Annotated in this window: 13 protein-coding genes; 6 read left to right on the top strand and 7 right to left on the bottom strand. The window is 65.4% G+C overall.

The features are described 5' to 3' along the window. Window positions 1–12 precede the first annotated feature (12 nt). The 3 genes from V6U71_RS05305 to V6U71_RS05315 form a co-directional block, all read right to left on the bottom strand. Entirely contained in the window at window positions 13–966 is a 954-nt protein-coding gene (locus V6U71_RS05305; protein ID WP_411341266.1) for a FecR family protein, read from the bottom strand. Then, the gene (locus V6U71_RS05310; RefSeq protein WP_411341267.1) at window positions 963–1,523 is read right to left on the bottom strand and encodes an RNA polymerase sigma factor; all 561 of its coding nucleotides are present in this window, start codon (window positions 1,521–1,523) and stop codon (window positions 963–965) included. Before V6U71_RS05310 ends, V6U71_RS05305 begins: the two co-directional genes overlap by 4 nt. 168 nt (window positions 1,524–1,691) lie before the next feature. Further along, window positions 1,692–2,690 carry an NAD(P)H-binding protein gene (locus tag V6U71_RS05315; protein WP_411341268.1) on the bottom strand — a complete coding sequence of 333 codons (999 nt, stop codon included), beginning with the start codon at window positions 2,688–2,690 and terminating at the stop codon, window positions 1,692–1,694. 44 nt (window positions 2,691–2,734) lie between these two features. Between V6U71_RS05315 and V6U71_RS05320 the strand changes: the two genes are divergently transcribed. Then, on the top strand, window positions 2,735–3,706 hold the full coding sequence (locus tag V6U71_RS05320; RefSeq protein ID WP_411341269.1) for a LysR family transcriptional regulator: 972 nt from the start codon (window positions 2,735–2,737) through the stop codon (window positions 3,704–3,706). On the opposite strand, the gene V6U71_RS05325 is transcribed toward V6U71_RS05320, so the two are convergent. Continuing rightward, window positions 3,679–4,575, bottom strand: coding sequence for a LysR substrate-binding domain-containing protein (locus tag V6U71_RS05325; protein ID WP_411341270.1), 897 nt, complete (start codon window positions 4,573–4,575; stop codon window positions 3,679–3,681). The two genes, V6U71_RS05320 and V6U71_RS05325, sit on opposite strands and share 28 nt — an antisense overlap. A gap of 144 nt (window positions 4,576–4,719) precedes the next feature. Here V6U71_RS05325 and V6U71_RS05330 point away from each other — a divergent pair, with 144 nt between their 5' ends. Together V6U71_RS05330 and V6U71_RS05335 are read left to right on the top strand one after the other, a co-directional pair. After that, window positions 4,720–6,027, top strand: coding sequence for an NAD(P)/FAD-dependent oxidoreductase (locus tag V6U71_RS05330; RefSeq protein ID WP_411341271.1), 1,308 nt, complete (start codon window positions 4,720–4,722; stop codon window positions 6,025–6,027). A 1-nt stretch (window position 6,028) separates the two neighbouring features. Next, window positions 6,029–7,549, top strand: a complete 1,521-nt coding sequence (locus tag V6U71_RS05335) for an aldehyde dehydrogenase family protein (protein ID WP_411341272.1) — start codon at window positions 6,029–6,031, stop codon at window positions 7,547–7,549. A gap of 21 nt (window positions 7,550–7,570) precedes the next feature. Here the strand turns inward: V6U71_RS05335 and V6U71_RS05340 are convergent, their stop codons facing one another. The 3 genes from V6U71_RS05340 to V6U71_RS05350 form a co-directional block, all read right to left on the bottom strand. Next, on the bottom strand, window positions 7,571–8,188 hold the full coding sequence (locus tag V6U71_RS05340) for a TetR/AcrR family transcriptional regulator (RefSeq protein ID WP_411341273.1): 618 nt from the start codon (window positions 8,186–8,188) through the stop codon (window positions 7,571–7,573). Window positions 8,189–8,353: 165 nt separating this feature from the next. Next, window positions 8,354–10,606 carry a TonB-dependent receptor gene (locus tag V6U71_RS05345; protein ID WP_411341274.1) on the bottom strand — a complete coding sequence of 751 codons (2,253 nt, stop codon included), beginning with the start codon at window positions 10,604–10,606 and terminating at the stop codon, window positions 8,354–8,356. Window positions 10,607–10,886: 280 nt separating this feature from the next. Then, window positions 10,887–12,608, bottom strand: coding sequence for a DUF885 domain-containing protein (locus tag V6U71_RS05350; RefSeq protein ID WP_411341275.1), 1,722 nt, complete (start codon window positions 12,606–12,608; stop codon window positions 10,887–10,889). A 302-nt stretch (window positions 12,609–12,910) separates the two neighbouring features. Here V6U71_RS05350 and V6U71_RS05355 point away from each other — a divergent pair, with 302 nt between their 5' ends. From V6U71_RS05355 to V6U71_RS05365, 3 genes are all read left to right on the top strand, one after another. Beyond that, window positions 12,911–14,215: a spinster family MFS transporter gene (locus tag V6U71_RS05355; protein ID WP_411341276.1), complete on the top strand. Its 1,305-nt coding sequence runs from the start codon at window positions 12,911–12,913 to the stop codon at window positions 14,213–14,215. A 15-nt stretch (window positions 14,216–14,230) separates the two neighbouring features. Beyond that, the gene (locus V6U71_RS05360; protein ID WP_411341277.1) at window positions 14,231–16,189 is read left to right on the top strand and encodes an alpha/beta hydrolase family protein; all 1,959 of its coding nucleotides are present in this window, start codon (window positions 14,231–14,233) and stop codon (window positions 16,187–16,189) included. Between the two features lie 234 nt (window positions 16,190–16,423). Then, window positions 16,424–19,018, top strand: coding sequence for a TonB-dependent receptor (locus tag V6U71_RS05365; RefSeq protein WP_411341278.1), 2,595 nt, complete (start codon window positions 16,424–16,426; stop codon window positions 19,016–19,018). Window positions 19,019–19,026: the final 8 nt, after the last annotated feature.

The following is a 19,026-nucleotide window of genomic DNA, read 5'->3' on the forward strand; positions in this document are numbered from 1 at the left end:
GCCGCGACCAGGTCAATCCGGCACACTTGTTGGCGGCCTCATGACCCAGATACGCCCTGCACGCTGGAGATGGACGTCGAGCGCGGCGGCGAGGCGGTGCAATTCGGCTTCGCTGGCGCCATCGATATGCAGGTTGCCGGAAAACGGCCGGTTGCCGAGCGCCGGATCGACGCGGATACCGACGCCGAGGCTACGCGACAGGTCGGCCGCGACGCGCGAGAGCGGGGCGCCCGCATACAGATATCGCTTGTGTTGCCACGACCCCACGGCCTCGATGGGCGTATCGGACACCGTGATTTTTCCGTCGCTTGCGGCAATCAGCGACTGCCCGGCGTCGAGCGGGACGGTCTTGCCCGCGGCGCGATATTCGACCTTGCCTTCCGACACCGCCACGCGAATCTCGCCGCCGTCGCGCACCACTTCGAATATCGTGCCGACATCGACGATCCGGACATCGCCAACCGCGACGACGAACGGCCGGTTGTCATCGTGCCGGACACGAAACAGGGCTTGGCCTTGGACCAACTCCGCCGAGCGTGTGTTCTCCCGGTCCAGAACCAGCTTCGTGTCGCCGTTGAGCGCGATATCGGTGCCCTGCTCGAGCTCGAGCTGGCGCCGCTCGCCGACGCTGGTTGCGATTTCGTACGATTGCGAGGACAGTTGCGGTATCAGAAGCAAGGTCGCCGCGACCGACGCCGCCAGCGCGCCGCCCGCCCAATAGAGGAAGCGGCGGCGGGGCTGAGGCTCGTCGTAAAGGTCATTGGCGGGTTGCCGGCGATCGATATCGTCCAGCAGCGGACCGATCCGGTCGTCGAGCGCCTCGATCCGCTCATAGGCGTCTGCGTGGCGCGGATCTTCTTCGAGCCAGGCGGCAAATGCTTCCCAGACGTCGTCGCCGCCGTCGCGCAGCCGGACGTGCCATTCGATGGCCCGCTCGATGATAGGATCCTGTTCCGCGATGCTCATGACACGCCCCCTGTGTTCCTGAGATGCCGCGGCAGGTCATCATCCCCATCCAGCAACAGCTTCGTGGCGGCGATTTCCCCATAAGCGCGCGTCAGATGCTTTTCCACGGCGCTGACGCTGATCTCCAGCGCATTGGCGATCTGTTTTTGCGGCAGGCCTTCGACCCGGAATTGCATGAATATCCACCGTGTCCGTTCGGGAAGCTTCGATAGCGCCGTCTGGAGAATGGCAAGCTCTTCGCGCTGGATCAGCCGGACCTCGGCCGAGGCGGCGGGGTCGATGTCCCGTTCGCCGGCGCTGTTCGCGTCCACCCAGTCTTCCTCGCGCCGCGCGCGGCGCTGCTCGGTACGGCGATGCAGTTGAAACTGGTTCGACGCCATTTTGTACAGATAGGCGCGGACCTCGGCCACCGGGCCGATATTGGCCGTCGAAAGCCGCAGCGAGATTTCCTGCAGCATATCTTCCGCTTCGGCGGGAGCCGCGCCGCGCACGACCAGAAACCGGTGCAGCACCGGCCTGATCTGCATGAACGTCTGTATCAACCCGCTGCTCGACATGTTCGAAAGAAATCTTCCCGGAAAAAATGCCGGCAATAATGAGAGGTGCTGTTCGCCTGTGCGCCGCGCCGTCGGCTGGCGATTTCGGCCGCGGGCCCCATAACGAGGCGCCAGGGGATTGTAAAAGCCTTTCCGGACGGGCTGCGCGATCCGTCGGATGGCGCGCCGTCACGCGGCTTGCGACAGGACGCTGCGTTGATCGAGGCAGCCAAGCGCTTCGAGCGTATGCCTGACAGCCGTGTCGAGCGGCGTGTGCGGCTCGTTACCGAGCAGGCGTTGAAGGCGCCCGTTGTCGAGCCGCATGGGGTGGCGCCAATAGGGCTCGACTTCGACCACTTCGCGCGGAAAACCGCCGAACGGGGCAAGGCACCGCATCAGCCACCAGGGAAAAGCCCGGACCGGAATATCCCGGCCGACGGCCGCGCGCACGGCCTCGATCATTTCCGTGCCGCTTGCATCGACATGACCCTCGAACTGGAGGCGCTCGAAAGCATCGAGCCGGTCGGGCATTTCGATCAAGCGGACGAAAGTCTCGGCGAGGTCGGGAAGATAAGCCCAACTGTGGCCCGCGCCGGTCGCCGGATTGAGGATCCGCCGAACCGGTGCGCCGGGCGTGACCATTGCTTGCGCGAACCAGCTTTGCCGGATTCCGGGGCCGAAAAAATCTCCGGCGCGCAGGATCAGGCTGGGCACGTCGGGCGCGGCATCTTCGAGCAGCCGCTCCATTTCTGCGCGAATGGCGCCTTTGCGCGATCGCGCCGATTGCGGCGTCGTGCTGTCCACGACGGCCGTGGTTCCGGCCTCGAAATTATAGACTGTGCCCGGGAGTATGATGCGGGCGCCGCCTGCCGCCCGCGCGGCGGCAAGGCTGTTTGTGATCATCGGCAGCACCAGACGGTCCCAGTTGCGATAGCCCGGCGGATTGACGGCATGGACGATCACCGACGTTCCGGCCGCAGCCGCTACGACGTCCTCCTCGTTCATCGCGTCGCCGGCGACCCACAGGGGCGACGGACCATTTTGCCATCCGGCTGCCGCCTTGGCCGGATCGCGCGCGAGCGCCTTGACGGTCCATCCCCGGCGCCGGAGCGCGGCGCCGATCGCGCCGCCAATGCCGCCCGTTGCGCCGAGTATCAATGCGGTGGCTGCCGTGCTCTCGTTTGTCATCTTCGATCTCCTGTAATCCGGAGCCAAGGATAGGGTTTGGGTAGATGAAAGAAATTGGCAAAACTTTGGAAACTGCTAATCAAAAAATGATGAGCGGTACCATTCCCTGGGAAAATCAGCAGGCATTCCTCGCGGCGTTCGAAGAAGGCAGCTTGTCGGGTGCGGCGCGGCGGCTCGGGCTGGCGCAGCCAACCGTCCGTTCGCGGATCGCGGCGCTTGAGCAGAGACTGGGTACGGTGCTGTTCACCCGGTCGGCGAACGGCCTTGCGGCGACCGAGCATGCGCGCTCGCTGGCCGACAGCGCCCGCGCGATGGACAGGGCATCCGAATTGTTCGCGCGCGCCGCATCTGCCCCGGCCGGCGAAATCGCCGGCACGGTCCGCTTGAGCGCGTCGGAGGTCGTGGGCATCGAAGTCCTGCCGCCCATATTGGCGAAGCTGCAGGCGGCGCATCCGGGAATCATGATCGAGCTTTCGTTGAGCAACGCGACGGCCGATCTGATCGAACAGGAGGTCGATATTGCCATCCGCATGCATCCGCCGCGCGAGGGCGCGCTTGTCGCCAAGAAGATCGGGGTGATCGAACTCGGTCTTTTCGCTCATGAAGATTATCTGGCGCGCAAGGGAATGCCGGACACTCCCGCCGATCTCGCCGCCCACGATATCATCGGATCCGACCGAGAGCCTGCGGATCTGAAGTTCACCGCGGCGCTATTGCCCGGCATCGCCCGCAACTGTTTCAAAATGCGGACCGACAGTCACCCGGCCCAGATCGCGCTCGCAAGGGCGGGAATGGGCATCGCAGTGATGCAGCGGAGAATAGGGCTTGCCGATCACCGATTGAAAGCGGTGCTTCCGGACCTGCTTCTGCCGGGCCTCGACACCTGGATCGTCACGCATGAAGATTTGCGGCGCCTGCCTCGCGTCAGCATCCTGTTCGATCATCTTGTGCGCGAGTTGGCGCGTTATTCGCGGCCGGAGCGATCGGGTCAGTTCGACAGCAAGCCTGCCTCGTAAATGATCCAGTCCGCGAACGCGTCGAGCGGGGTGTAGTTTTCATGCGTGTCGGGCCGGACGAGATAATAGCTCTCGGGACCCTGCCACGGCGCGTCGAACACTTTGACGAGTTCGCCGCGCGCGAGTTCCGAAGCGACGAGAAATTCGGGCAGCAACGCAACGCCGAGACCGGCGCGCGCCGCTTCGATACCCAACGCAAACTGGTCGACGAGCATCCCGTGGACTTCGCCGGGATCGACCTGCATCGCTGCGAACCAGCGTTCCCAGGCGTCGGGGCGCGAGACGAGGTGGAGCAGCGGTGCGTCGACGAGGTCGGCAGGCGCTGTGCAGCCAAGCTGATCAGCGACCGCGGGGCTGCAAAGCGGCACCACATTTTCGTTCATCAGGAAATCGAGGCGCGACCCCGGCCATTCGGGAAGGCCGAAATGGATCGCCGCATCGACCGGATCGAAACGAAAATCGAAGGGCGCGAGGCGCGTCGTCACATTGACCGACAGGTCCGGATGGGCGGCGAGGAAGCGCGGGAGGCGCGGCATCAGCCAGCGGGCGCCGAACAGCGGCAGCGCCGCGATATGCAGCGTCCCGCCACCCGGATTGGCCCGGAAGCCCAGCGTGGCGCCCGAAATCCGATTGAGCGCGTCGCGTATCTCGCGCGCGTAGGCGCTTCCCGCGAGCGTCAGGAAGACCTTCTGCTTCTCGCGGTGAAAGAGCGGCGCGCCCAATATATCCTCGAGCGCGCGGATCTGCCGGCTCACCGCGCTCTGGGTCAACGACAGTTCGCGCGCCGCCTGGGTGAAACTCTGGGTGCGCGCTGCTGCCTCGAACGCACAGAGCAGGGCGGTCGGCGGAAGGAAGCGGCGCGGCGTCATGTTCATTCCATTCGAGAACCGGTTACGTCCGAATAGTCGTTTGACGGGACAGTTTCAAAGCCGATAATTCCCATATCGCATGATACGCCTCTTTTTTGGCGGCAGGGGCAGGGGAGCGAGGGCCATGGTCGCCCCGGCAACGCTATGAACAACGACCCGCTGAGCCACGGCCTGTGGGAGGCAACGGCGCCGTCTCTGTCGCCGGGCAGGCCCCTTGCAAAAGAGATCGTCGCCGACGCCGTGATCGTCGGCGGCGGCTTCACCGGCTGTTCGGCCGCCTTTCATCTCGCTGCGGCGGGTCGGGCGCCGGTCGTCCTCGAGGCCGAAGACATCGGCTTCGGCGGCGCCGGCCGCAATGTCGGCCTCGTCAATGCCGGCATGTGGGTGATGCCGGACGACCTCGTCGCGTCGCTCGCGGCGCCCTATGGCCAACGGCTGGTGAGCCAGCTCGGCGAGGCGCCCCGGCTCGTCTTCGACCTCATCGAACGCCTCGGCATCGACTGCGAGGCCGTTCATCGCGGCACGCTCCACTGCGCGGTCGGACGAAAAGGCTATGGCGACATTGCCGAGCGCGCGCGGCAATGGCGGGCAAGGGGCGCCGATGTCCGGTTACTCGATGCCCGCCAGGCTGCGCATTTTACCGGAAGCCACGCCTATGCCGGCGCCCTCCTCGATCGCCGCGCCGGGACAATCCAGCCGCTTGCCTATGTCCGCGGGCTCGCGGACCATGCGGCGCGCAACGGCGCGCGCATCCATACGCGGTCGCCGGTCATCGCCTGCGAGGATCTGGGCTCGGGGTGGCGGATCTCGACCCCGGCGGGGCAGGTCGTTGCGCCGTGGGTGATTTTCGCCACCGACGCCTATTCGCGCGGCGCCTGCGTCGACATCCGGCGCGAGCAGGTGATGTTGCCTTATTTCCAGCTTGCGACGCGATCGCTGTCGCCCGAACTGGCCGCAACGATCCTGCCCGGGCGGCAGGGGGCGTGGGATACCAGGTCGATCCTCTCCTCCTTCCGGCTCGACGCGCAGGGCCGGCTCGTGTTCGGGAGCGTCGGCGCGCTGCGCGGGCTCGGCAAGTCGATCCACGCCGATTGGGGACAACGCGAGATCGCCCGCCTGTTCCCGCAACTTGCCAAGGTCGAGCTGGAACATCGCTGGTACGGCCGGATCGGCATGACCGGCGACGCGGTCCCCCGCCTCCACCTGCACGGGCGCAACATGGTGTCGGTCAGCGGCTATAACGGCCGGGGCATCGCGCCCGGCACGGCCTTTGGCCGCGACCTCGCCCGGCTCGCGCTCGGCGAAATCGGGCTCGAGGATTTTTCGCTGCCGCTGAGCGATTTGCGCGCTGCGCCCTTTGGCGGATGCCGTTCGGCCTTCTATGAAGCGGGTGCGCAGCTCGCCCATTTTACCGGTTCCCGTTTTCACCAGCCTGTTCATCGAGGATCATGACATGACCAATGCCGTTGCCGCCGAAACCCGCGACCTGATCGCCGCGCTGGGGGCCGATCCCGCCTTGCTGGCGGGCGGAACGCGCGTCGTCCGTTCGCCGATCACCGGCGATGTGATCGCCGAGGTGGCGGAGACGACGCCGGAGGAAGCGGCGGAGCGGATCGCTGCCGCCGAGGCGGCGTTCCGGGTCTGGCGCACGGTGCCCGCGCCGCGCCGCGGCGAATTCGTCCGCCAGCTCGGCGAGGAACTGCGCGGCGCGAAGGAGGCGCTCGGCCGCCTCGTCTCGCTCGAAGTCGGCAAGGCGCTGTCCGAGGGGCTTGGCGAGGTGCAGGAAATGATCGACATCTGCGACTTCGCGGTCGGGCTTTCGCGCCAGCTTTACGGCCTGTGCATGCCGTCCGAGCGCGGCGATCACCGGCTGACCGAGCAATGGCACCCGATCGGCCCGGTCGGGGTCATATCGGCATTCAACTTCCCGGTCGCGGTGTGGAGCTGGAACGCGGCGCTCGCCTTTGTCTGCGGCGACAGCGTCGTCTGGAAGCCGTCGGAAAAAGCACCGCTGACCGCGCTGGCCGTCCATGCGATCGTCGAGCGCGTGATCGGGAATTTCGGCCCCGACGCCCCCGCCGGGCTGGCCGGCCTGATCATCGGCGGCCGCGACCTCGGCGAGCTGCTCGTCGACGACAAGCGGCTTCCGGTCATCTCGGCGACCGGCTCGACGCGGATGGGCCGGACGGTCGGCGAGCGTGTGGCGCGCCGGTTCGGCAGGTCGATCCTCGAACTCGGCGGCAACAACGCATCGATCGTCACGCCGTCGGCCGACCTCGATCTGACGCTGCGCGCCGTCGCTTTCGGGGCAATGGGAACGGCGGGCCAGCGCTGCACGACGATGCGCCGCCTGTTCGTCCATGCCGATGTTTACGACCGGCTGGTTCCACGACTGATCGAGGTTTACCGCACGATCTCGATCGGCGACCCGCGCAATCCCGACACGCTGGTCGGGCCGCTGATCGACGGCGAGGCCTTTTCGGCGATGGAGCGCGCGCTGAACGCGGCCCGCGCGGCGGGCGGGCGGGTGCACGGCGGCGGCCGCGTCGACGTCAATGGCGAGGCGTCCTTCTATGCGCGCCCGGCGCTCGTCGAGATGGGTGCGCAAGCCGACTGCGTCCGCGAGGAAACTTTCGCCCCGATCCTCTATGTCCTCAAATACCGCACGCTCGACGAAGCGATCGCGTGGCAGAACGACGTGCCGCAGGGGCTTTCCTCGTCGATCTTTGCGACCGACATCCGCGAAGTGGAACAGTTCCTGTCGGCGGCGGGGTCGGATTGCGGCATCGCCAATGTGAATATGGGGACGTCCGGGGCCGAAATCGGCGGGGCTTTCGGCGGCGAAAAGGAAACCGGCGGCGGGCGCGAAAGCGGGTCCGATAGCTGGAAGGCCTATATGCGGCGGCAGACCAATGCGATCAACTATGGCCGCATATTGCCGCTAGCGCAGGGCGTGAAGTTCGACATCGAATAGGCGCGGATATCCCGCGCGGGCTCACACCGCGCGGGGCTTGCGCGCCTTTCGGGCGCTGGCGCGCGCCGCCGCTATCGCCTCCTCGCCGCACAGGATGTCGAGATAAAGCTGGGCGTTCTTCCGCCGCTCCGGAATGCTTTGCTGGACGCCGATCGCATAATAGCCGATCTGGTGATAATAAAAGACGCGCGCGCGGATCGCCGCATGCTCGCTGTCGTAATCGATCGCTTCGAAGAACTTCTGCAGCGTGTCGAGCCGTTCGCGGTCGGCGCGTTCGACCGCCCATTCGGCGCGCTTGTCCGAACGCGCCCATTCGCGGACGGCGAGGTCGAAATGATAATCATAGCCGTCGGCGTCGATCAGGCGCCGGATCACCCGGTCGAACCACGCGATCGCATCGGCGGGTCTGGCCGGCGGCGGGGCATCGGGCAGGAAGCGGCAGCTTTCTTCCCAGTGCTGGATGAGCTGGTCGAAGAAATCGTCGCGGTCCTTGAAATTATGGTAGAAACCGCCGCGGGTCACGCCAAGCCGGTTGGCCAGCCGGTCGATTTTCAGGCCCGAAATGCCCTCGTCGACCAAGGTCCGCTGCGCGGCCTCGATCCAGTCCTGAACCGTATTTTTCGGTGCCCGTCCAACCATGCCCGTTCAATATTCCTGTCCGTGAAGCGCGCCGGCCGCGCTGCCCGACGCGATCATGGCGTCATATCGCAGAACTGCAAGGATGGCATGCAATAGTGCATGATTAAGTCTGATACTCTCTGGCACGAAGACGGTCGCCCGGCACCGGGCGACCGTCGGACGCGATCAGAATTTCGTCGACAGGCCAAGCGACACCGTGCGCGGCCGGATCACGCTGGCGCCGTCGATCGTGACGTTGGTGAAGCCGAGCTTGTCGAAGAGATTGTCGACGCGCAGTTGCGCCGTGAAGCGCTCGTCGAACGTGACGCTGGCGCGCAGGTCGACGGTGGTGATGTCGGGCAGTTTCTGCTGCCGCGACGGATCGAGCGCCGGGTAGGTGGCGGGCATGTCCGACTGGAAGCGCAGCGTCGCGCCGACATTGCCCGTCATCGTGTCTCCGAGCGGCAAGGCATGATCGACGATCAGCGAGGTCGTCCAGCTCGGCGTCAGCGGCAATTTGTCGCCCGCTCGCGCGCCGGTGGCCGACGAGGCGAGCGGGTCGATCGCCTTGATCTTGCCGTCGGTGTGCCCGGCGCTGACGCTGACGGTCAGCAGGTCCGACGGGCGCGCCGTGAGCTGCATCTCGAAGCCGTCGACGGTGGCGCTCGCGGCGTTACCTTGCAGGATGATTCCGTTGACGAGCGAATTAAGCTGGATGTCCTTCCAGTCGATGTGGAAGGCCGAAACGTCGAAGGCGAGCGCGCCGTCGAGCACCGAGCCCTTGATGCCGGCTTCGTAATTCCACACCGTATCGGGCCGGACGAAGGTCTGCGCCCCCGGCGGCGGCGTGGGGTTGGTCTGCGGACCGCCCGGGCGATAGCCGCTGGCGGCGCGCAGATAGGCGCTGACATTCGGCGCGGGGCGCCAGCGCAGCGTCGCAAGGTAGCTCAGCGAATTGTCGCTGAAGTTGAACGTCCGCGGGGTGCGCGGCAGATAATAGGTGATGCCGCCCGGTCCGCCGGTGCCGGCAACCTGCTTGTTATGCGCGTAGCGCAGGCCGCCCGTGATATCGAGCGTATCGGTGAGGTAGAAGGTGAGGTTGCCGAAACCCGCGATCTCCTCGTAGCGCGAGGTCGTCGTTGCCTTGACGAGCTGGTCGAACGGCGCCGCGCGGAGCGTGCCGTCGGCGTTGTGGGCGAAGACCGTGGTGTAATAGATATTGTCTTCGTTGGTGTAGAAACCCCCGACCATGAATTCGACCGGCCCCAGACGGTCCGACGCGAAGCGGACTTCGCCGGTCCATTTCTTCATGTTCGGCGAGGCGAGGAAACGGGCGTTTGAGTTGGCGGGAAGCAGCGTGTCGATCGGCACGCCGAATACGGTATCCGCGATCGGGCCGAGAACGGCGCGGGCCACCGGAATATAGGTTGCCGTCGCGTCGGTTTCGGTGCGCGACTTGTAGCGTGCATAGCTGCCCGATGCGGTGAAGGTCCCGATGCCGACGCGATATTCGACATTGGCGTTGACGATGCGATATTTGATTTCCGATCCTAGGTCGGCGAAGCTGGTATAGGCATATTTGCCGAAGGCGGGATCGAAGGTGCCGGGGACAAGCTTCTGGGTCGCATAGCCCAGATTCTCGATATTCTGGTAGATGCCGCTAAGGTCGATCGTGAAGTCGCTGGTCGGCGCGTAGCGCAGCGCGAGGCGGCCGCCGTAGAGGTTCGACCGGTTCACATCTTCCGACCCTGTCACGACATTGTCGGTGAAACCGCCGGCGCGGCGATAGTAACCGGTCGCGGTCACCGCGAGCTGGTCCTTGACGACCGGGACATTGACCGAGCCGCGGACCATGAAGCCCATTTCGCCGTGCGCGACGGTCGAAATCTCGCCGCCTGCCGAGCCCGAAAATGTCGACGTGTCGGGCTTCTTCGTGATGATGCGAACCAGACCGCCGAGGTTGCTTGCGCCATAGAGCGTGCCCTGCGGACCCTTCAGCACCTCGATGCGCTCGACCTCGGCAAGCTCGGGCGACGGCGTCAGGAGCGCGCCTGCCGACAGGAAGCCGCTCGCGGTAAAGGGAACCTCGTCGATATAGACGGCGGTGGTGTTCGACACCTGCTGCGGGCCCGAGTTGAGGCCGCGAAGGATGATCGACCCCAGCCCGGGGGCGCCGTTGTCGCGCTGGCTGAGCCCGGGGACGAGCGTCGCATAGTCGCGGAAATCGCGGATACCGAGCGTCTCGATCTTCTCCGACGACACCGCGGTGATCGCCGCGGGAACGTCCTGGAGCTTTTCGGCGCGTTTGCTTGCGGTGACGATGATTTCGTTGCCGTCGGCATAGTCCGACGCCGGCGCCGCTTCTTGCGCGGCGGACAATTGCGGCCACGCAAGAGCAAGCGCCGCGCATGATGTGTGGATGACCCATTTCCGTTGCATCGTGAACCTCCCGTTGAAGTGCGCGTTCCTCTGCGACTTGAGTCGCTATTTTATGCAGAACTGTCATATATTGATGGGCGAAAATCAAGCCCGGTTCTTGGCGGGGCCTGCGCTCGTGCCGCCATTCTCCTTGGGTCTCTGTCAAAAATAATTATTAATTTACAGTATCTTGAATTGGCACAAACCCTCTCCCGAGGCTGCGCGCAATAAAATTCATAAATGCACAAAAAATCGGAAGAGGCGCCGGCCGGTCGCCCGGTCGCCCGGTCGGCGCGCCGGCTCAGCCCGCGGCGATCCGTTGGGTCTGTTCTTCGACATTCCGCTGGAGCAACGGCAGCGGCAATGCTCCGGGCCGCAGCACCGCGTCGTGGAAATCGCGGATGTCGAAACGGTTGCCGAGTGCGGCGCGCATTTTCTCGCGCGCTTCGTAGATGACGGTGTCGCCCAGCTTGTAGGCGAGCGCCTGCCCCGGAATGTCGCACGAATAGCGAACCGATTCCGAACGGATTTCCTGCTCGGGCATGAAGGCGTTCGCGCGCATATAGTCGCGCGCCTGCTCGAGCGACCAGCCGAGCGCGTTCATCCCGGTATCGACGACAAGGCGGCAGGTCAGGAAAGCGTCCATCATCAAGCGGCCGAAGCGTTCCTCGGGCTCGGGGTACATGCCCATTTCGCCCGCCAGCGTCGCGGCATATTCGGCCCAGCCCTCGTTGAACGCGTTGACGAATGCCTTGCGGCGCAGCGGGTGGAGCGTCTCGTTCTCGTCCTGCGTCGCAAGATGGAAATGGTGGCCGGGTACCAGCTCGTGATAGTTGAGCGCACCGATATTGTTGAGCGGCCCCTGCGACAGGTTCGGCGCGTTGAAGATATAGCGGCCCTTGTCGTCGGTCGGCGTCGGCGGCGTGTAATAGCCGAAGGTCATCGAACCGGTCAGCGCGTCGGGCAGCGGCGCGACGCCATGGCCGGCCTTGGGCTTGAAATTGAAGGTCGCGTCGATGTGCGGCGCGATGCGGTCGATATAGCGCTGGAACACCGCGCCGATCGCTTCGGCGCCCGAAGCGCGCCACGCCGGGTTGTTCCTGACCGCATCGAGATAGTCGATCGGGCTCCCCGTAAAGCCTGCTTCGTCGAGCAACGCCTGCATCTGCGATCCGATATCGGCCATCCGCGCGAGGCCGGTCGCGTGAACCTGTTCGGGCGTCAGGTCGAGCGTCGTGTGCAGGCGCACCAGCTCGGCATAAACTTCGCTGCCGCCCGGATATTGCGAAATGCCGACGCTTTCGGGAGCGTTTTCGGCATAGGCGGGGTTTTTCAGGAACGCCAGAAAGGCGTCGAAGGCCGGGATCACATCGTCGGCAATCGCCGAGCTTATCTGCGCGAGCACGGCCGCGGCATCGACCGCGGCGAGCCGCGACGCGTCGGGGGTCAGCATCGCCGTGATGCCGGCGCGGAAGCCTTCGATCAGCGGGATCGACTGTTCGAGTTGTAGGCGCGGCATAAAGATGCCCCGCTCGGCCTGGCCTGCGGTACGCTCGTGCATCTGCTGCACCAGCCGGCCATAATCGCGGATCAGTCCGACATAGCGATCGCCGTCGCCGCGCGTTGCAAAGCTGTACCCGCCGATCCGCGGGCCGAAGACGTTGAGGAGGAAGCCGCCGCAATAGGCGGTCGGGGCGAACATCGCATAGAAGCCGCCGCCGAGCGGGTCGAAGACGAGCCAGTACCAATCCGCTTCGCGCGACCACCGTTCGGCAATCTGCCGCGCCATCTCGAGCGTATAGGGCAGGTCGTGGGGCAGGGCGGCGCTGTCGATGGCGTCTATACGGTCGAGCAGCGCGCGGCCGCGCGCGGCGCGCTCGGTCGCTGCCGTAAATCCGATATCGGGAAATCGTATCGGTGCGTCCTTGTCGCCGCCGAGAAAGCCGTTGCCGTTCAGGGCCGACCAGACATCGTCGATCACGCGCAATGCCGAACCGAAATTTTCGAGGGGGCTCAAGGTCATCGATATTCCTTCCCGGTGTGCGCGGAACTCGCTGCGATAAGGCGCGGCAATTAAAATACGTTTCTGCATGTTTGATTGTCAACGGCCCCCGCGCCGGATTGTGCGCCTTGGGCCGGGCGTCATCGCCGGTTCGATCTCCTGTCCAGAGTTAATATGCTGAAATAAAAATGTAATTTCCGGAGAAATAAAAAATGCATTTATGCATTGAATGAACTTGGCCTTCGCGATAGTCCTTTGGCGATGGCCACTGCGTCCCAACGGCGGCGCAGCGGTTCCGGATTCACCTCCCGGGAAAGGCGATGATGAGCAACAAGGTCGAAGCGATCGATGTGGCGAAGGCCGCGAATCCCTGGGAGCTTTACGGGCCGGGGCAGCGGCGAACGCTGCTGTTCATTCTGTTCCTGACCGGCACGTCCAACTATGCCGACCGCAATGTGATCGGCGTCCTGCTCGAACCGATCAAGGCCGAATTCGGCGTTTCGGACACGATGCTCGGGCTGCTGACCGGTCTGGCCTTTGCGATCTTCTATGTCACGGTCGGGCTGCCCATCGCGTGGCTCGCCGATCGCGGTAACCGCAAGAAGATCATCGTCTGGTCGCTCACCGTGTGGAGCATCATGACCGCGCTGTGCGGCGTCGCGCAGAATTTCTGGCAACTGGCGCTGGCGCGGGTCGGCGTCGGGGCGGGGGAGGCGGGGGCGGTGCCCCCCGCGCAGAGCCTGATCGCCGATTATTACCCGCCCGAACAGCGCGCCGGCGCGCTCGGCGTCTATATGATGTCGTCGATGGCGGGTTATATCATCGGCATGACCGCCGGCGGCTGGGTCGCGCAGCATTATGGCTGGCGCGAGGCTTTCCTCGTCATCGGCCTGCCGGGTTTCCTGCTCGCGGTCGCGGCGCATTTCGTCCTGCGTGAGCCCCGGCTCCAGGCCGGCTTCGCCGTCGCTCCCGAAGCGACCGAGGATGCGCGGCAAAGCATCAAGCTGCTGCTCGCCAAGCCCGCCTATCGCAACATCGTCTATGCGCTCGTCGTCTATTTCCTGATGGCCTATGGCGCGCTGGTCTTCACCGCGTCGTTCATGATCCGCGTCCACGGGCTGACGGTCGCCGAGGCCGGGGGGCTGTTCGGCATCATGTCGGCGGTCGGCGCGGTCGTCGGCAATCTCGGCGGCGGCAAGCTCGGCGACTATCTGGCGAAACGCGATATCGCGTGGGTGGCGAAGTTTCCGGGGCTCGCGCTGATCGCGGCGCTGCCGCTTTATGTCGGTTCGTTCGCCATGGGTTCGGTGGCCCTGATGATCCCGCTGTCGCTGATTGGCGGCATATTGCTGACCGGCGCGGTCCCGACGATCTTCGCGGCGCTGCACGTCATTTGCGGCAGCAAGCGGCGGGCGATGGCGGTCGCGCTCGCCTTTTTCTTCGCCAATCTGATCGGGCTGGGACTGGGCCCGGTGCTGGCCGGCGCGATCAGCGATCATATGGCGGGCATTTACGGTCCCGCCGACGGGCTGCGCTATGCGCTGATGATCATGTCGCTGACCTTTCTGCCGGCCGGAATCTTCATGTTGCGTGCGGCGAAATATCTGAAATCCGACCTCGAAGAATGATCGCGGGAGCACGCCATGATTGAAAAAGACATGCGCGAAACCCGCGCCGCGCGTGAGGTGAATGCGTTTTACGGCGCGCTCTTTCGTCCCGGCACCGATCATCTGTGGACTGCCGCCGATCTCGACCTGACCCCCGACGGCGGCAGCGTGCATTTCGCGGGCCAATATTTCCCGGGGACGCTCGAGGATGGGCCCGCCAGCACAATATGCCGCCTCGACCTGCGCGACGGCATGGTCCATCGCATCGCCCCCGGCCGCCTCCACCGCAACGCGCCGGACGGACGCGCTGCCTATATCGCGACCGGCGACGGCGGGCGCGAGCGGCTCGTCATCCTGTCCGAGAGTGGCGAGCCGCTGGTTTCGATTCCGCTCGAAGCACGCGTCGAGGCCCTCGCCTGGTCGCCCGGCGGCAGCGGCCTGCTGGTCCTCGGCGCCGATCCCGGGGCGGATGTTTCGGGCGCCGAGGGCGGTTATGCCCTGCGCGGCGGGGCATCGGGGCCGAGCTGGCTGCCCGAGGTTGCGGCGTCCGACGCGCAGGATCTCTGGCGGCGGCTCTATCGCTGGTCGGACGGCAGGGCGGCGCTGCAGGCGGTGACCCGGCCGCCGGTCAATGTGTGGGAAGCAGCGTGGCTCGGCGAAGAGCGCTTCGCCGTGATCGCGAGCGATCATCACGGCGAGGGAAGCTGGTACGAAGCGACGCTGCGCGTCATCGATGCGAAGACCGGCGCCGAGGAGACGCGATACGCGCCCGTCGAGCAGATCGGCGTACCCGCCGGCTCGCCCGACGGGCGGTACTGGGCCGCGATCGAGGCTTTTTGCAGCGATCGCGGGATCGTCTGCGGTTCCGTCGTGCTGGGCGAAGGCGAAACGCGGCATGTCCTCGATACGGGCGGCGTCGAGGTCTCCGACATCCGCTGGCGGGACGAGCGCCGCCTGCTGTTCGCGGGCGTGCGCGAAGCCCAGACGGTGGTGGGCGAGATCGACGTCGCCACCGGTGAATGGCACGAGCATTGGGCATCGGACGAGCAGACGATCGGCGGCTGGTATCCCAAAGCGATTCCCGCGCCCGGCGGCGCCGCGCTGGCGGTGATCGAAGGCTATGCCCGCCCGCCGGTGATTGCGCGCCTTGCAAACGGAGCGGCGGACGGGCTCGCCGAGTTCGCGCCCTCGCCGGCGCCGGCGATCCCCGGGACGATGCGTTACCACCGCTGGACCGGGCGCGACGGGCTGGAGATCGGCGGCTGGCTGGTGCTGCCCGATGGCGATGCGTCGAACCTGCCGCTGTTCGTCGACATTCATGGCGGGCCGGTCTGGGCGCATCGCAACCGCTATGCGGCCGCGTTGCGGGCAGGCCCCGTGCTGGTCGGGAAGGGCTATGCGCTGCTGTTGCCGAACCCGCGCGGCTCGGGCGGGCGCGGGCAGGATTTCGCGCGCCGGGTTCACCGCGACATGGGCGGGGAGGATATGCACGACTATCTCGCCGGGATCGACAGCCTCGTCGCGGCGGGGATCGTCGACCCGGCGCGCGTCGCCGTGTCGGGCACCAGCTATGGCGGTTTCATGAGCGCCTGGCTCGTGACCCAGACCAAGCGTTTTGCCGCGGCAATCCCGATCTCGCCGGTCGCGAACTGGTACAGCCAGCATTATGCGTCGCAGATTCCGTGGTTCGACCAGGCGCTGCTCGAAGGCTCGCCGCGGCGGCCGGGCGCGCAATATTTCGACCGCAGCCCGGTCTTCTTTGCCGAAGGCGCGACGACGCCGACGCTCGTGCTCGCCGGAGGGCGCGACAAGAACACGCCGACCGGGCAGGCCGTCGAGTTCTTCGGCGCCCTTTCGGAGGCCGGCGCGAAGACGGCGCTCGCCATCTATCCCGAGGACGGCCACAGCTTGCGCGGCTATCCGGCCTATCCCGATTCAGCCGCGCGGATCGTCGACTGGTGCGAGCGCCATATCGCGACGGGAGGAAGCGACTGAGGCGGCGGCGCCAAACCTGCCGCTTTTGCGTGCGATAGCTCGCAATCGACATGGGTGTCGCCGCGCCGAGGGTAAACTGTTGCTTTTTAGCCACTAATCGCAGGTAAAATCGGCGCTCGCTGCGGGCCCGCGTTGACGCGCGGCGCTGCTCCATTACAGCGGCCGTTCACCGGCGGGCATCTCCCGTTCAGGCCTTGCGGCCGCGCTTCGCCGGTTTTGGAGAGAGGTATCGTCATGACTTTGCGCAACATCCTGTTGGGCGCCACCATGCTGTGCGCCGCGACCACCCCTGCCTTTGCCTATGCCCAGGACGTCGCGCCCGCCGATGATACGGCGACCGCGAACGACGCCGACTATGGCAATGAAATCATCGTGACCGCCAGCAAGCGCTCGCAGACGCTGCAGGATACGCCGATCGCCGTCTCGGTGACCTCGGCCGCCGACATCCAGAATGCGGCGATCCGCGATCTCATCGACCTGCAGTCGGCGGTGCCGAGCCTGCGCGTGTCGCAGCTCCAGTCGAGCGCGAACACCAACTTCATCATCCGCGGCTTCGGCAACGGTGCCAACAATGCCGGCATCGAACCGTCGGTCGGCGTGTTCATCGACGGCGTTTACCGTTCGCGTTCGGCCGCCCAGATCGGCGACCTTCCGAACCTCGAGCGCGTCGAAGTGCTGCGCGGTCCGCAGTCGACGCTGTTCGGCAAGAATGCCTCGGCGGGCGTCATCAGCATCATCACGCAAAAGCCGCAATATGAATTCGGCGGCGCGATCGAAGCGAGCTACGGCAATTACGATGCGATCACCGTCAAGGGCAACATCACCGGCCCGATCAGCGATACCGTCGCCTTCTCGCTTGCCGGCAATTACAACCGCCGCGACGGCTATGCCCGCGACCTGAACCTCGACACCGACGTCAATGACCGCAACCGCTGGGGCGTTCGCGGCCAGCTGTTGTTCGAACCGACCGACGCGCTGTCGATCCGCCTGATCGGCGATTATGACAAGATCGACGAAAATTGCTGCATCGCTGGCAATGTCATCGCCGGCCCGACCGTCGCGATCACCAACGCGCTCGCCGGCGGCCCCAGCGTCGATGCGAACAATCCCTTCTCGTACAACGTCTACAACAATTTCCTGTCGACGAACGAGATCGAGAATTACGGCGGCTCGGCGCAGATCGACTATGATCTCGGCAACCTCGCGCTGACCTCGATCACCGCCTATCGCGAAGTGCGCGCCAACACGAATCAGGATTCGGACTTCACCTCGGCCGACCTGATCGGGCAGAACAGCCAGCAGCTCGGCATCGACACCTGGACGCAGGAAGTCCGCCTGACCTCGGATTTCGACGGCCCGATCAACTTCCTGCTCGGCGGCTATTATTTCAACGAGAAGATCAAGCAGAAGAACGATATCCGCTTCGGCGAGGACTTCCGCCCCTATGGCAATGCGCTGATCCAGGCCGCAAGCGGCGGGGCGCTGAGCGTTCCCGCGCTCGAGGCCGCCCTCGGCGCCCCGTCGGGTAGCTTCTTCCGCGAAGGCGACGGGCTCGACGAAGCCTATCGCCTGAAGAACACCGCCTGGTCGATCTTCGGTACGGTCGATTTCGAGGTCACCGATCGCCTGACACTGTCGGCCGGTGCGAACTACACGCAGGATCGCAAGAAGTTTGCGACCAACGTCATCAGCACCGATACTTTCTCGGGTATCGACCTTAACGATCCCGACTTTGCCGGCTTCCGCAACCAGCTCCTGCTCGGTGGCGCGCTGCAGCAGGCGGGCGTCAATCCGAACGATCCGGCTGCGGTGTTCGCGTTCGCGACCAACCCCGCGACGGCGGCAACCTTCCAGGCGTTCCAGGCCTTCGCCAACGCCAACCAGAACAATCCGGCGGCGAACCCGCTCAACGGCTTGAAGCCGTTCCAGTTCCTGCCGCCGTTCCTCAACCTGCCGAACAGCGTCGAGCCCGGCAAGACGAGCGACAACGATCTCGCCTGGAGCGTCCGCGCATCGTATGAACTGACCGACACGGTCAATGTCTATGCGACCTATGCGACCGGCTTCAAGGCCAGCTCGGTCAACCTGTCGCGCGACAGCCGTCCGCTCGCGAGCGACCTGGCCGCGATCGGCGCGGCCGGCCTGACGACGCCGAACCTCGTTTCGGGTTCGCGCTTTGCGGCTCCGGAAGAATCCGAAGTCTATGAAGTCGGGCTGAAGGCGAACTGGTCGGTCGCGGCGCTGAACCTCGCGGCGTTCAAGCAGTCGATCAAGGGTTTCCAGTCGAACATCTTCACCGGCACGGGCTTCGCGCTCGCCAACGCCGGCAAGCAGTCGACCTGGGGCGTCGAGTTCGACGGCTCGGTGCGTCCGGTCGACGGGCTCAACCTGACGCTCGCGGTGACCTGGCTCGATCCGAAGTACGACAGCTTCGTCAATTCGGCGTTCGGCGACATCTCGGGCACCATGCCCGCGGGCATCCCCGAGCTGACGATGGCCGCCGGCGGGACCTACACGCATGAATTTGCGGGCGGGACCAAGGCGATCTTCCACGTCGACTATCATTATGAAAGCCCGGTCCAGATCGTCGAAGGCCTGACCGGCCTGCCGGCGAGCGTCGCGCAGAACCTGAAACGCGAAGTCAACCAGCTCAACGCATCGTTCACCGTCGCGCTGACCAACGGCTTCGAACTCGGCGTGTGGGGCCGTAACCTCACCAACGCGACCTACCTGACGACGATCTTCCCGGCCGTCGCCCAGGCGGGCAGCGTCTCGGGCTATCCGAACCAGCCGCGCACCTATGGCGTGACCGGCCGCTTTAAATTCTGATCGTGCTT

It is taken from the genome of Sphingopyxis sp. J-6, assembly GCF_046603995.1.
Lineage (GTDB): Bacteria > Pseudomonadota > Alphaproteobacteria > Sphingomonadales > Sphingomonadaceae > Sphingopyxis.